Genomic DNA, 13,380 nt, shown 5'->3' with positions numbered 1-13,380 from the left:
CAGGATCACTTTGGGCTGGATGATAATGATATTATGAAAAATAAATTCCGTCAGTTTAGGTTTTTCAGAATCTGGTTTGTTTTACAAAGGCATGAAAAATATGGATTTAAGCCTTTTTTTAATAACCTAAGTGCAACGGTAAGCCTCAGCGGCGGCATTAAATGAAATTGATAATTAATAAATATTTTATTTTGTTTTTAAGTATTGTTATTGCAGGATTGCTGTATGGTGGGTATGTCATCTTTCAGCCAGTGAAAATCATTGCTTCACATAAAAATGCATATACATGGCATATACTGGTCGATAAATTCCCATTGACTTCTAAAGCTCGTATTTATTGGTGGTTGGAAAATAAAGAAATACTTTTTAAAAGTTACGGTGTTCCTGAAAATTGGCTCACTGAAAATAATATTGCCGTCTGGCGCTTCGGCGACGGCTATAAAGCGCTGGAAAAATACGATCGCCTCTGCTTTGACGATATGCCGCCGCCAAAAAACTGTATCGAAAAGGACCGGTTAATGTATATCACCCTGACGCGTAATGGCGAGGTTAGCTACTGGCTCAATAATACCCGCTATATTCAAAAAGCGAATGGCGAGCTGGTTGAGGTTGGATTTAACTAAATCAGAAGGGAGAGCTGTCAGCCTGTAATCATTCCGACCGGCGCGCTTTATCTGCGGCAGGTCATAGCGCTGCGCCTCCCCGGCAGCGGTAAAGCCGGTGTCAATTCATGTCAATATCCCCATACAAATCATCGCTTGACGCTGTGACTTCCGCTCAGGACAATCCCGGCGACAATAGATTCTGAGGATGCTTATGGAAGCCTGGCTGGAACACCTGATTACCCAATCGCTTGAGTGGGCGCTGTTTGCCGTGGCGCTGGTGACGTTTCTTGAGTCGCTGGCGCTGGTGGGGCTGCTGCTGCCGGGCACGGTGATGATGGCCAGCCTCGGCGCGCTGGTGGGCAGCGGCCAGCTGGGGCTCTATCCCGCCTGGGGCGCGGGCATTGTCGGCTGTCTGCTGGGCGACTGGATCTCCTATGGTATCGGCTGGAAGTTTCAGGGGCCGCTGCACCGCTGGCAATATCTGAAAAAGCATCAAAAGATGCTGGACAGAACCGAGCACGCGCTGCATCAGCACAGCATGTTCACTATTCTGGTCGGCCGCTTCGTCGGTCCGACGCGGCCGCTGATTCCACTGGCGGCGGGCATGCTGGAGCTGCCGGTGCGCAAGTTCCTGCCGCCGAATATTATCGGCTGTCTGCTTTGGCCGCCGCTTTATCTGCTGCCGGGCATTCTCGCCGGCGTGGCGATCGACGTGCCGAAAGATGCGCAGAGCGGTAATTTTATCTGGCTGCTGCTGGCGGTGGCGCTGCTGGCGTGGATAGGCGCATGGCTCTGCTGGCGCTGGTGGCGCGCCGGAAAACAGCAGGACTGGGCGACGCCTTACCTGACGACGCAGCGCCTGCGCTGGCTGGCGCCGCTGGGATTTATTCTCGGTGCGGGCAGCCTGATCGCGATTCAATTTCACCCGATGATGCCGATTTTCCGTCAGCTGTTGGTGAAAGTCTTTATCGGTTAACTTCTTGCGCCTCCGGCTGGTTCATCCGCTGGCCGGTGGCGAATCCCCAGAACTTCCGCCGCCTCCGTTTCGCCGCGCAGCAGCGCTGAGGTGGCGCCGTCCCAATAAATACGTCCATCCACCACCAGCACGCTGCGCGCAGCGATCTGCTGCGCATCTTCCAGGCTGTGCGACACCATCAGCAGCGTCAGCTGACGTTCGCGGCAGACCTCATCCACCAGCGCCAGCATCTCCTTACGCAGCGCCGGATCGAGCGCAGAGAAAGGCTCGTCCAGCAGCAGGATCGGCCTGGCGCGCACCAGACAGCGCGCCAATGCCGCCCGCTGGCGTTGGCCGCCGGAGAGCTCGCCCGGCAGGCGCGTCAGCGCGGATTCCAGCCCCACGCGGCGGGCGATCTCCGCCACCTGCTGATGCTGCGCGGCGTTCAGCTTCAGCCCTGGATGCAGGCCCAGGCCGATATTTTGCGCTACCGTCAGGTGCGCAAACAGGTTGTTTTCCTGAAACAGCATCGAGACCGGGCGCTGGGCGGGCGGCGTGTGGGTATGATCCGCGCCGTTTAGCGTTATCTGCCCGCTGTGTGCATCAAGAAAGCCCGCCACCAGGCTAAGCAGGGTGCTCTTTCCGGCGCCGCTCGGCCCCAGCACCGCAACGCGCTCGCCCGGGCGCAGCGACAGCGAAAAGCGCATCGGCAAATGGTGGTAGATCCAGGTCAGATTAGTCAGGGTTAGCATGGCGTCCCGGTAGTTTTTCAATCAGGGTGAACAGAAGAAAGCAGAGCAGCAGCAGCAGCAGAGCGGTGACCGCGCCGTCGGCGCTGCGATAGGCGCCAATCTGCTGATAAAGGTAGTAGGGCAGGGTGCGGAAATCAGCGCTGCCGAACAGCGCCACCACGCCGAAATCGCCAACGGACAGCACGCAGGCGAACGCCAGCGCCTGCGCCAGCGGACGCTGCAATGCCTTCAGCTCAATCAGGCGCACGCGCCGCCAGCCGCGAATATCGAGCGACAGGCAGAGACGCTGGTAGCGTTCGGCGATATCGCGCATCGGATTTTCCAGCACCTTCATCGCGTAGGGGATCGCCATCAGCGCATTGGTGAAAATGACGATGCCGTCCGCCTGCTGCGGCAGCCCCAGCGTGCTGTTAAACAGCAGAAAGAAGCCGGTCGCCAGCACGATGCCCGGCATGGCGAGAATCAGCATGCCGCTCATCTCCAGCGCCTGGCCCGCCAGCAGGCGCTGACGCAGGCGCAGTTCACGGCTGCTCCAGAGCAGCAGCATTGTCAGCAGTACCGACAGCAGACCGGCGGCCAGCGCGATGCGCAGCGAGGTTCCGGCGGCCTGCCACAGCGCGGGCTGATCCCGCAGGCTGCCAGCGCCCTGGCGCACGCCATCGACGATAACCGCCAGCAGCGGCGGCAGCAGCAACAGCAGGGCAAGGGCGATAATCAGCGTATCGCGGGCCAGCGTGCCGAATCCACGACCGGGGGCGCGCCAGCCGTTCAGCGAGACGCCGCCGGTCGGCAGCGCTTTGCTCAGGCGCTGGCTCAGCATCACCAGGCCAAGACAGCAGCCCATTTGCAGCAGCGCCAGCAAAGCGGCGCGACCGGGATCGTAGTCGTAACTGAGCGCCTGGAAAATCGCCAGTTCGATGGTCGTCGCCTGTGGACCGCCGCCCAGCGACAGCACGGTGGCGAAGCTGGCGAAGCAGAGCATAAAGATCAGCGCCGCCGCAGGCAGGATCTGACGACGCAGCCAGGGCCATTCCACCAGACGGAAAAAGTGCCAGCCCTCAATGCCGAGCTGCGCGGAGAGCTGGCGCTGTTCGCCGGGAATATTCTCCAGCGCCTGCAACAGCAGACGCGTCGCCAGCGGCAGGTTAAAGAAGACGTGCGCCAGCAAAATACCCTGCAGGCCATAGGGCGAAAAGCGGTATTCGACGCCAAGCAGCGCGCAGAGCTGGGCCAGCCAGCCCTCGCGTCCGTAGACGCTCAGCAGGCCGAATACCGCCACCAGCACCGGCAACACCAGCGTCATTGCACACAGCCGGAGCAGCAGCTGACGGCCAGGGAAGCGTCGTCGCCACAGGGCGCGCGCCAGCGGGATCGCAGGCAAAACCGACAGCAGCGCCGACAGCAGCGCCTGCCAGAACGAAAAGGCGACCACATGATGCAGATAGCTGTCCTGCAGCAGGCCGCGCCAGTCGTTATCGGGCGCGTTGAACCACAGCGCGCCGAAGGCCAGCAGCGCCACGCCGACCAGCAACGCGGCGGTCAGCAGGCCAGGCCATAGCCAGCCTGCAATTAGCGGCTGACGGCGCGTTGCCATGCGCTAATCCATGCGGCGCGCTGCTGCGCGACCTGCTCCGGGGTGAATTCTAAGGCGGTTTTCGGCACCGGCAGGCTGTTAAAGCCGGTCGGCAGCGCAGTATTGATCACCGGATACATCCAGTTGCCTGTCGGGATAGTCTGCTGGAACGGTTCGCTGACCATGAACTGCATAAACTGCCGCGCCAGCTTTGGCTGGGCGCTGTTTTTCAACTGCGCCGCCACTTCAACCTGCAGATAGTGACCTTCGGCGAAACTGGCCGCCGCGTAATGATCTTTCTTCTCGGCAATCAGATGATAAGCGGGGGAGGTGGTATAGCTCAGCACCAGGTCGCCTTCGCCTTTCAGGAACAGGCCGTAAGCTTCGCTCCAGCCTTTGGTGACGGTGACCGTTTTTTGCGCCAGCTTCTGCCATGCCTGCGGCGCATCCGCGCCATAGACCTTCTGCATCCAGAGCAACAGGCCGAGGCCTGGGGTGCTGGTGCGCGGGTCCTCGTAAATTACCCGCCACTTCTGGTCGCTTTCCACCAGTTCCCGCAGACTTTTCGGTGGATTCTTCAGCTTGTTTTTGTCATAAACAAAGGCGAAGTAGCCGTAGTCGTAGGGGATAAAGGTGCTGTTTTGCCAGCCGACCGGCAGCGTCAGTTTGGTGGTGTCGACGTCAGAGGGGGTAAACAAGCCGGTCTGTTCCGCCGCCTGTACCAAATTGTTATCCAGCCCCAGCACTATGTCGGCCTTGCTGTTTTTGCCTTCCATACGCAGGCGGTTCAGCAGAGAGACGCCATCTTCCAGCGCGACGAATTTCAGTTCGCAGCCGCACTGCGCCTCGAACGCCTTTTTAACCGCCGGGCCAGGGCCCCATTCGGCGGCGAAAGAGTCGTAGGTGTAGACGGTGAGCGTCGGCCTGGCGGCAAAAGCTGGGGCGGACAATAACAGCAGAACGGGCAAAACTTTTTTCAACACGTTGCGCTCCTTGAGGAGAAGGAATAACAGGGCGCGTGATCTGAGGATGGACGGCATCTCAAATCCCTACGCCGGTATTAACCGGATCAGGTTCGACGGGTCTCTCTCAGTGGAAAAGCGCGCTGTTTTCGGCTGCGCGTCTCCACACCCCGTTGAGAACGACTTAGTGTAGTGTTTTCGTAAAGTTAACGAAAGCGTCAGGATTCAGGCGGCGCGAACCAGGCGGATTTGAAATCAAACCAGCCCAGGGTATTCATGCGCACGCCGCGCATGCTGCGCTGGCCTTCCAGCAGCAGCCAGTGATGAAACAGCGGATGCAGATAGTGGTCTTCTACCAGCTTTTTACACCAGTCCGCCAGCGTCAGCTGCTGTTGACGCCAGCGCGCGGCGTCGCCCTGCCAGTCAATATCGATGCAGTGTTGCAGCAACGGCAGCTCATACAGCAGGGCAAAGACGGAAAAGCCCAGCGGCAGCGTAAAGTTGGCGCTGCCCAGCCAGATATCGCTTTCCGCCTCGCCGTGATGCCAGCTGGCGTAGTCGATCTCCTGCACGATCAGCCGCACGCCGTGCGCCGCCAGCAACGGCGTCAGCAGCCCGGCGATCGCCTGATGTTCGCTGTGATGGCGATAGCTGGTCAGCGTCAGCTCGGTGAGGCCGGCCGGTTTCGCGTCGGCGTGCATTTCACGCCGATGGTGCCAGCGCGGCAGCAGCCCCCAGGCGGGAAACCAGTAGCGCTGATAGCCGGGGCTGGCGTTGTTCAGCAACGAGATGGGATTTAGCAGGGTGCTGACCCAGCGACGCACCTGCTCGTCGCCGCCTTTCGCCGAACGTCGATCGAACAGCAGAAAGTAGCAGCCCTCTTCCAGCCGGCTTTCCAGCGCGGTTTCATCCTCCTGGCTGCCCTGAACTTTCACGCCGGCGTAAACCAGCTCCTCGCTAATCTCCGGCAGCACCCAGATATTGACCTCATCAATCAACGCCCGGTAGCCAAAGTAGTCGTCGAAGGCCTGAATTTTCAGCTGCGACTGCTGATTACGCACCACCGAATAGGGGCCGGTGCCGACCGGCTGGCGGCTGTAATCCGGCAGCGTCGGCCACTCCTGCGGCAGGATCATGGCGCTGACGCTGCCCAGCAGCCACGGCAGCCAGTCGTCAGGCTGGCTCAGGTAGATGTCCAGCGTCCAGGGCGTCGGCGAGTCGATACGCGTCAGGTGGGAGAAGAGTGGCTGGCGCGTCAGACGTTCCAGACTTGCGATCACATCCGCCATATCCAGTTCGCGGCCATGATGAAACTGGATCGCGGGACGCAGATAAAAGCGCCAGTGCTGCGGCGACAGCTGCTGCCAGTGATGAGCGATATCAGGTTCCAGTTCCCCATTTTCCTCATTTATGCGCGTCAGGCTGCTGAAAATTTGGCGCGCCAGATGGGTTTCCGAGCGACGCAGCGGCGAACCAGGCAACAGATTCAACAGTGGGCGGTAGTAGAGAATGCGCAGGATATGTTTGCCCTGGCGGAAACTGCGGCCCAGCCGCGACGCGATCATCTGCCGTGCCTGGCTTTTGTCGCCCACCAGCTGCACCAGCTGCTCGATGCCATCCTGCTCCAGCAATTCCTCGGCCCGCTGCTGTTGCAGCGCCAGTCCGGTGGCATAAAAGCGCAGCTGCGAGCGCTTGCCGCGTCCCGCCTCTGCCTGCCAGCTGAGCCATCCCTGCGCCTGCATGGCGTTCAGCAGGTTGCGCATATGCCGGCGCGAACAATGCATCTGCTGTGCCAGTCGCTCCAGCGTGGTTTCCTGCGGCTGGCCGCTACAGCTCTGCCACAGGCGAATAAAATGTTGTTGCAGGCGCGAGGAGGGCATAAAAGGGGAACTCCGTATAAGAATTCGTCAGTGTTTAGGTCCCCTTATTATGCGCATAATGACAGCAGATAAAAGTGCGGGAGGCAGCCTGACCGGCTGGCGCATTTTTATCCGAACGGGACGCGCCGCCGACAGGGCGTCGTCGCTCCGCTCTTTATTCTGAGTAGGGTGCAATTACACCGCCAGCAGCCATTGAGGCCGCTGGCTTTTTTCTTTTTCCTGTGCTTTCTTCTACAACGATCGTTATCGCCATGCGCGGCCGATATCTGCCTGCGGCGTCTCTTTTGTGGCTGCTTGCCGTTTTCTTCTTCCAGGTACAGGAACCGTTATGAAATTTTTGCTGACGCGCCGCCGCCGTCTCAATCCGGTTTATCTCGCTTTTATGGCTGTCTCTTTTATGGTCGGCATTGCCGGCGCGCTGCAGGCGCCGACGTTGAGCCTGTTTTTATCGCGTGAGGTGGGCGTTACGCCGTTCTGGGTCGGGCTGTTTTATACCGTGAACGCAGTCGCCGGGATCACGGTCAGCCTGCTGCTGGCGAAGCGTTCTGATAACCGCGGCGACCGTCGCAGGCTGATTCTGTTTTGCTGCGCGATGGCATTGATGAACGCGCTGCTGTTCGCTTTTAATCGCCATTATCTGACCCTGATTACGCTGGGCGTGCTGCTCTCGGCGCTGGCCAGCGTGTCGATGCCGCAAATATTCGCCCTGGCGCGCGAATATGCCGACCGCTCGGCGCGTGAGGTGGTGATGTTCAGCTCGGTGATGCGCGCCCAACTCTCGCTGGCGTGGGTTATCGGACCGCCGCTCTCTTTCGCGCTGGCGCTGAACTATGGCTTTACGGTGATGTTTATCGTGGCGGCAGGGCTGTTCCTGGTCTGCCTGGCGCTGGTCGCCTTTGCGCTGCCGTCGGTGCCGCGCGTGGAGCAGTCACCGGAAGTGCTGCTGACGCAGATCAGCGCCTGGCGCGATAAAGATGTGCGCCTGCTGTTTGTCGCCTCGATGATGATGTGGACCTGCAACACCATGTATATCATCGATATGCCGCTCTACATCAGCAGCGTGCTGGGGCTGCCGGAACGCCTGGCGGGCCTGCTGATGGGGACTGCCGCTGGACTGGAGATTCCGATCATGCTGCTGGCGGGGCATTTTGTGAAGCGCACCGGCAAGCGGCGCATCATGCTGCTGGCCATCGCCTCCGGCGTGCTGTTTTATCTGGGGCTGGTGCTGTTCCAGTCGCGCACCGTGCTGATGCTGATTCAAATCTTCAACGCGATATTTATCGGTATTATCGCCGGGATCGGCATGCTCTGGTTTCAGGATCTGATGCCGGGACGGCCCGGCGCGGCGACGACGCTGTTTACCAACAGCATTTCAACCGGCACGATTCTGGCGGGTCTGTTACAGGGCACATTGGCGGAATCGTTCGGCCACTATGCCGTTTACTGGCTGGCGCTGGGGATAGCGACGCTGGCGTTCGCGCTCTCTACGCGAGTGCGCAACGTTTAGCGCGGCAGGCATCGTAGGGGAGAATCAAAGCGGCGACAATGCAGATAAAAGGGAAAAACTTTCTCGCCCCTCAGGGGCGAGAAAGTGAAAGACATCAACGCAGGAAGGCAGGCTGTTTCTGTTCGTATTCAGCAATCGACGCCTCGTGCTGCAACGTCAGGCCGATGCTGTCGAGCCCGTTAATCATGCAGTGACGGCGGAAGCTGTCAATTTCAAAGGCGTAGGTTTTATCGCCAGCCATCACCTGCTGCGTGGTTAAGTCCACGGTAAACTGTATGCCGGGCTGCGCCGCGACCAGACGGAACAGCGCATCCACATCCTCTTCGCTCAACCGTACCGGCAGCAGCTGGTTATTGAAGCTGTTGCCGTAAAAGATATCGGCGAAGCTGGGCGCAATTACCACCTGAAAGCCGAAGTCGGTCAACGCCCAGGGCGCATGTTCGCGTGAGGAGCCGCAGCCAAAATTTTCACGCGCCAGCAGGATGCTGGCACCCTGGAACTGCGGCTGGTTCAGCACGAAGTTCGGGTTGGGCTGAGTGCCGGCGTCATCGTTAAAGCGCCAGTCGTGAAACAGATGCTGGCCAAAACCGGTGCGGGTGACCTTTTGCAGGAACTGTTTTGGGATAATGGCATCGGTATCGACGTTGGCCGCGTCCAGCGGCGCCACAATGCCGGTATGTTGAGTAAATTTCTTCGCCATGATCGTTTCCTTAGTTCAGTTCGCGGATGTCGGCAAAACGGCCTGCGATAGCGGCAGCGGCGGCCATCGCCGGGCTGACCAGATGCGTGCGGCCGCCGCGGCCCTGGCGTCCTTCGAAGTTGCGGTTGCTGGTGGAGGCGCAGCGTTCGCCGGGGTTGAGACGATCGTTGTTCATCGCCAGGCACATGGAGCAGCCCGGCAGACGCCATTCGAAGCCCGCGTCGAGGAAAATTTTATCCAGACCTTCCGCTTCCGCCTGCGCTTTTACCGGGCCGGAGCCAGGCACCACCATCGCCACCACGCCCGGCGCGACTTTGCGCCCTTTGGCGATAGCGGCGGCGGCGCGTAAATCTTCAATACGCGAGTTGGTGCAGGAGCCGATAAAGACTTTATCGATATTGACCTCGGTCAGCTTAACGCCCGGCCGTAAATTCATATACGCCAGCGCCTTTTCCGCCGAGGCGCGCTCCACCGGATCCTGGAAAGAGGCGGGATCGGGGATCTGTTGGTTAACGGCGATCACCTGGCCGGGGTTGGTGCCCCATGTCACCTGCGGCGCGATCTCCGCCGCGTCCAGCGTCACAACCGCGTCGAAATGCGCGTCGCTGTCGGATTTCAGGGTGCGCCAGTAGTCGACCGCCTGCTGCCACTGTTCGCCCTGCGGCGCGAACTGGCGGCCTTTCAGGTAGTTGAAGGTGACGTCGTCCGGCGCGACCAGGCCCGCTTTGGCGCCCATTTCAATCGCCATATTGCACAGCGTCATGCGGCCTTCCATGCTCAACGCTTCAACCGCCGGACCGCAGAATTCCACGACGTAGCCGGTGCCGCCGGCGCTGCCGGTTTTGCCGATGATCGCCAGCACGATATCTTTCGCCGTAATGCCCGGCGCTGCCGTGCCGGTGACTTCAATCTTCATGGTTTTGGCGCGGCCCTGCTTCAGGGTCTGCGTGGCCAGTACATGCTCCACTTCCGAGGTGCCGATGCCGAAGGCCAGCGAACCGAAAGCGCCATGGGTCGCGGTGTGCGAGTCGCCGCATACGATAGTCATGCCCGGCAGCGTCATGCCCTGTTCCGGCCCGATAACATGCACGATGCCCTGGTAGGGGTGGTTCAGGTCATACAGCTGAACGCCGAATTCTTCGCAGTTCTTGATCAGCTCCTGCATCTGAATGCGCGCCATCTTGCCGGAAGCGTTGATGTCTTTGGTCTGGGTGGAAACGTTATGATCCATCGTCGCGAAGGTTTTTGACGGCTGACGCACCTTGCGGCCGTGGGCACGCAGGCCGTCAAACGCCTGCGGCGAGGTGACCTCATGCACCAGGTGGCGATCGATGTAGAGCAGCGGCGTCTCGTTGGGCGCTTCATACACGACATGGGCGTCAAACAGCTTCTGGTATAATGTTTTGCTCATTTTTATGCTTCCTCAGCGATAAAGCGGGCGATAATCGATCCCATTTCATCGGTGCTTACAGATGGGCCGTCGCCAGCCAAATCACGGGTACGGTAACCTTCTTCCAGCGCGCGGTTGATGGCGCTTTCAATGGCGTTAGCCGCCTCATCGGCATCCAGGCTGTAGCGCAGCAGCAGCGCCAGCGACAGGATTTGCGCGATGGGGTTGGCGATATTTTTACCGGCAATATCCGGCGCCGAGCCGCCCGCCGGTTCGTACAGGCCGAAGCCCTGCTCATTCAGGCTGGCGGAGGGCAACATGCCCATCGAGCCGGTGATCATCGCGCACTCGTCAGAAAGAATGTCGCCGAAGAGGTTGGAGCAAAGCAGCACGTCGAACTGCGACGGATCTTTAATCAGCTGCATGGTGGCGTTATCGATATACATATGGCTTAACTGCACGTCGGGATAATCTTTCGCCACTTCGTTTACAATCTCGCGCCACATGACCGAGGTCTGTAACACGTTCGCCTTATCGATAGAGGTGACTTTGCTACGGCGTTTGCGCGCGGATTCAAAGGCGATACGCGCGATGCGCTCGATTTCAAAGCGGTGATACACTTCGGTGTCGAACGCCTTTTCATACATGCCGCTGCCTTCGCGGCCCTTCGGCTGGCCGAAATAGATGCCGCCGGTCAGCTCACGCACGCATAAGATATCGAAGCCGCGGGCGGCGATATCGCTGCGCAGCGGGCAAAACGCTTCCAGACCTTTGTATAAGCTGGCGGGACGCAGATTGCTGAACAGTTTGAAGTGTTTACGCAACGGCAGCAGGGCGCCGCGCTCCGGCTGCTGCGTCGGGGGCAGATGTTCCCATTTCGGGCCGCCGACGGAGCCGAACAGGATCGCGTCCGCCTGCTCGCAACCCGCGACGGTGGCCGCCGGCAGCGGCTCGCCGTGACGATCGATGGCGATGCCGCCTACGTCATATTCGCTGGTCGTAATGCGTATAGCGAAACGCTGACGGATAGCGTCCATTACTTTCATCGCCTGCGCCATCACTTCAGGGCCGATGCCGTCGCCCGCTAAGACGGCGATATGATGAGTCTGCGTCATGTTCACACCATTTCCTTCTGTTCTTTTGAGAATTTACGCTGCAGTTCCTGCTCAACCTGTTTGGCGCGCCAGATATTGTTCAGCGCGTTAACCATCGCTTCGGCGGACGATTCGACGATATCGGTCGCCAGGCCAATGCCATGGAATTTACGATCGTTATAATTGACGACGATATCTACCTGGCCCAGCGCATTTTTGCCGTGGCCTTTGGCGGTGAGCTGGTATTTCACCAGTTCGATATTGAAATCGGTGATGCGGTTAATCGCCTGATATACCGCGTCAACCGGGCCGTTGCCGGTGGCCGCTTCCGACTGCACCGTTTCGCCGCAGGTCAGATGTACGGAGGCGGTGGCGGTGATCGAGGAGCCCAGCTGCACGTTGAAATCTTTCAGCTGGAAATATTCCGCCTCTTCGTTTTGCTTATTGATGAAGGCCAGCGCTTCCAGATCGTAATCAAATACCTGGCCTTTCTTATCCGCCAGCTTCAGGAAAGCGTCATACAGCGTATCCAGGTTATAGTCGCTTTCCTGATAGCCCATCTCTTCCATGCGGTGTTTTACCGCCGCGCGGCCGGAGCGTGAGGTCAGGTTCAACTGCACCTGATTCAGGCCGATCGATTCCGGGGTCATGATTTCGTAGTTTTCACGGTTTTTCAGCACGCCGTCTTGGTGGATGCCGGAGGAGTGCGCGAAGGCGTTAGAGCCGACCACCGCTTTATTCGCCGGAATCGGCATATTGCAGATCTGGCTGACGGTCTGGCTGGTGCGCCAGATCTCGTGGTGGTTAATGTTAGTGTGGACATTCATCATCGCGGCGCGGGTTTTGATGGTCATAATGACCTCTTCCAGCGCGCAGTTGCCGGCGCGTTCGCCCAGCCCGTTCAGCGTGCCTTCAACCTGGCGCGCGCCCGCCATCACCGCTGCGATGGAGTTGCCGACCGCCATGCCTAAGTCGTCATGGGTATGCACTGACAAAATCGCCTTGTCGATATTCGGCACGCGTTCGCGCAGGGAGGCGATGATATGGGCATATTCGTGCGGCAGGGTATAGCCTACGGTGTCAGGAATATTGATGGTGGTGGCACCGGCGTTAATCGCCGCTTCCACGACGCGGCACAGGTCGTCAATCGGCGTGCGGCCGCCGTCTTCACAGGAGAATTCGACGTCGCTGGTGTAGTTGCGCGCGCGCTTCACCATATAGACTGCGCGTTCGATAACCTCCGGCAGGGTGCTGCGCAGCTTGGTGGCGATATGCATCGGCGAAGTGGCTATAAAGGTGTGGATGCGGAAAGCCTCGGCGACGCGCAGCGCTTCATAAGCGGCGTCGATATCTTTCTCAACGCAGCGCGCCAGGGCGCACACGCGGCTGTTTTTAATGGTGCGCGCAATAGTTTGCACCGATTCGAAATCGCCCGGCGACGAAACCGGAAAGCCCACTTCCATGACGTCAACGCCCATGCGCTCCAGCGCCAGCGCAATTTGCAGCTTTTCTTTAACACTCAGACTGGCCTGTAACGCCTGCTCGCCATCGCGCAAAGTGGTATCGAAAATAATGACTTCTTGGCTCATCGTCTTTTTCCTTTCAGTTTGGCTTTTACCGGTTCGCCTGTGTCACGAGCATAAAAAAACCCGCGCCTTGGCGCGGGTTTTTTAAGTTTTGCAAGCCTGAATCAGTGATTGATCCCGCCCACACGACTACCGCGCAAGTGATATGCGTTTAGTAGTAGACCGAGTAGGCGGAAGGAACGAATCATGTAATCAGGCTCCATAAATGTTTGTGCTGTTTTTATTGGTACTTGATTGCGCGCGGGATGTCAACCTGCTTTGGACGCGATAACGGATTAAAAAAGTTTAATGAAAAAGCGATAAATGCCGACAGGCGGCTGCCAGGCAGAATATATGGGCATAGCGTAAGTGATTTTTAATAAAGTATTTTATAATC

13 protein-coding genes and 1 riboswitch are annotated in these 13,380 nt (G+C 58.8%); of the genes, 4 read left to right on the top strand and 9 right to left on the bottom strand.

Annotation, left to right across the window (positions count from 1 at the left end):
- The 3 genes from MYY08_RS01380 to MYY08_RS01370 all read left to right on the top strand — a co-directional run.
- A partial coding sequence (locus MYY08_RS01380) for a DUF3289 family protein (RefSeq protein ID WP_288012646.1) occupies positions 1-165 on the top strand: 165 nt, incomplete at its 5' end.
- Positions 162-623 (top strand): DUF943 family protein, encoded by a 462-nt coding sequence (locus MYY08_RS01375; protein ID WP_084971702.1) that lies wholly within the window; start codon positions 162-164, stop codon positions 621-623. The genes MYY08_RS01380 and MYY08_RS01375, both read left to right, overlap by 4 nt.
- A 193-nt stretch (positions 624-816) precedes the next feature.
- A complete protein-coding gene (locus MYY08_RS01370; protein ID WP_084971704.1) occupies positions 817-1,581 on the top strand; it encodes a DedA family protein in 765 nt (254 codons plus the stop codon).
- Here the strand turns inward: MYY08_RS01370 and thiQ are convergent.
- From thiQ to sgrR, 4 genes are all read right to left on the bottom strand, one after another.
- The gene (gene thiQ, locus MYY08_RS01365) at positions 1,578-2,312 is read right to left on the bottom strand and encodes a thiamine ABC transporter ATP-binding protein ThiQ (RefSeq protein WP_084971706.1); all 735 of its coding nucleotides are present in this window, start codon (positions 2,310-2,312) and stop codon (positions 1,578-1,580) included. The genes MYY08_RS01370 and thiQ overlap by 4 nt on opposite strands.
- Positions 2,296-3,906, bottom strand: a complete 1,611-nt coding sequence (gene thiP / locus MYY08_RS01360) for a thiamine/thiamine pyrophosphate ABC transporter permease ThiP (RefSeq protein ID WP_038628305.1) — start codon at positions 3,904-3,906, stop codon at positions 2,296-2,298. The genes thiQ and thiP overlap by 17 nt, the downstream gene beginning before the upstream one ends.
- Positions 3,882-4,868 carry a thiamine ABC transporter substrate binding subunit gene (gene thiB / locus MYY08_RS01355; RefSeq protein WP_084969991.1) on the bottom strand — a complete coding sequence of 329 codons (987 nt, stop codon included), beginning with the start codon at positions 4,866-4,868 and terminating at the stop codon, positions 3,882-3,884. Before thiB ends, thiP begins: the two co-directional genes overlap by 25 nt.
- Positions 4,869-4,913: 45 nt before the next feature.
- Positions 4,914-5,030, bottom strand: a riboswitch (TPP riboswitch).
- A gap of 35 nt (positions 5,031-5,065) precedes the next feature.
- Positions 5,066-6,727, bottom strand: a complete 1,662-nt coding sequence (gene sgrR, locus MYY08_RS01350; protein ID WP_104951426.1) for an HTH-type transcriptional regulator SgrR — start codon at positions 6,725-6,727, stop codon at positions 5,066-5,068.
- A 328-nt stretch (positions 6,728-7,055) separates the two neighbouring features.
- On the opposite strand from sgrR, the gene MYY08_RS01345 reads away from it, so the two are divergent.
- Positions 7,056-8,234 (top strand): MFS transporter, encoded by a 1,179-nt coding sequence (locus MYY08_RS01345; protein ID WP_038628295.1) that lies wholly within the window; start codon positions 7,056-7,058, stop codon positions 8,232-8,234.
- Between the two features lie 94 nt (positions 8,235-8,328).
- On the opposite strand, the gene leuD is transcribed toward MYY08_RS01345, so the two are convergent.
- The 5 genes from leuD to leuL form a co-directional block, all read right to left on the bottom strand.
- Positions 8,329-8,934: a 3-isopropylmalate dehydratase small subunit gene (gene leuD / locus MYY08_RS01340; protein WP_038628293.1), complete on the bottom strand. Its 606-nt coding sequence runs from the start codon at positions 8,932-8,934 to the stop codon at positions 8,329-8,331.
- Between the two features lie 10 nt (positions 8,935-8,944).
- Positions 8,945-10,345 carry a 3-isopropylmalate dehydratase large subunit gene (gene leuC / locus MYY08_RS01335; protein ID WP_288012638.1) on the bottom strand — a complete coding sequence of 467 codons (1,401 nt, stop codon included), beginning with the start codon at positions 10,343-10,345 and terminating at the stop codon, positions 8,945-8,947.
- Positions 10,346-10,347: 2 nt separating this feature from the next.
- Positions 10,348-11,439 carry a 3-isopropylmalate dehydrogenase gene (leuB, locus tag MYY08_RS01330; protein ID WP_038628288.1) on the bottom strand — a complete coding sequence of 364 codons (1,092 nt, stop codon included), beginning with the start codon at positions 11,437-11,439 and terminating at the stop codon, positions 10,348-10,350.
- Between the two features lie 2 nt (positions 11,440-11,441).
- Complete coding sequence (leuA, locus tag MYY08_RS01325; RefSeq protein ID WP_038628286.1) at positions 11,442-13,007, bottom strand: 2-isopropylmalate synthase; 1,566 nt, start codon at positions 13,005-13,007, stop codon at positions 11,442-11,444.
- 101 nt (positions 13,008-13,108) lie between these two features.
- Positions 13,109-13,192 carry a leu operon leader peptide gene (gene leuL / locus MYY08_RS19160; protein WP_353738452.1) on the bottom strand — a complete coding sequence of 28 codons (84 nt, stop codon included), beginning with the start codon at positions 13,190-13,192 and terminating at the stop codon, positions 13,109-13,111.
- Between the last annotated feature and the right edge of the window lie 188 nt (positions 13,193-13,380).

The organism is Mixta sp., assembly GCF_024610815.1.
Lineage (GTDB): Bacteria > Pseudomonadota > Gammaproteobacteria > Enterobacterales > Enterobacteriaceae > Mixta > Mixta calida.
The sequence above is the reverse complement of the archived record's forward strand: the minus strand, read 5'-3'. Positions and strand labels throughout refer to the sequence as shown.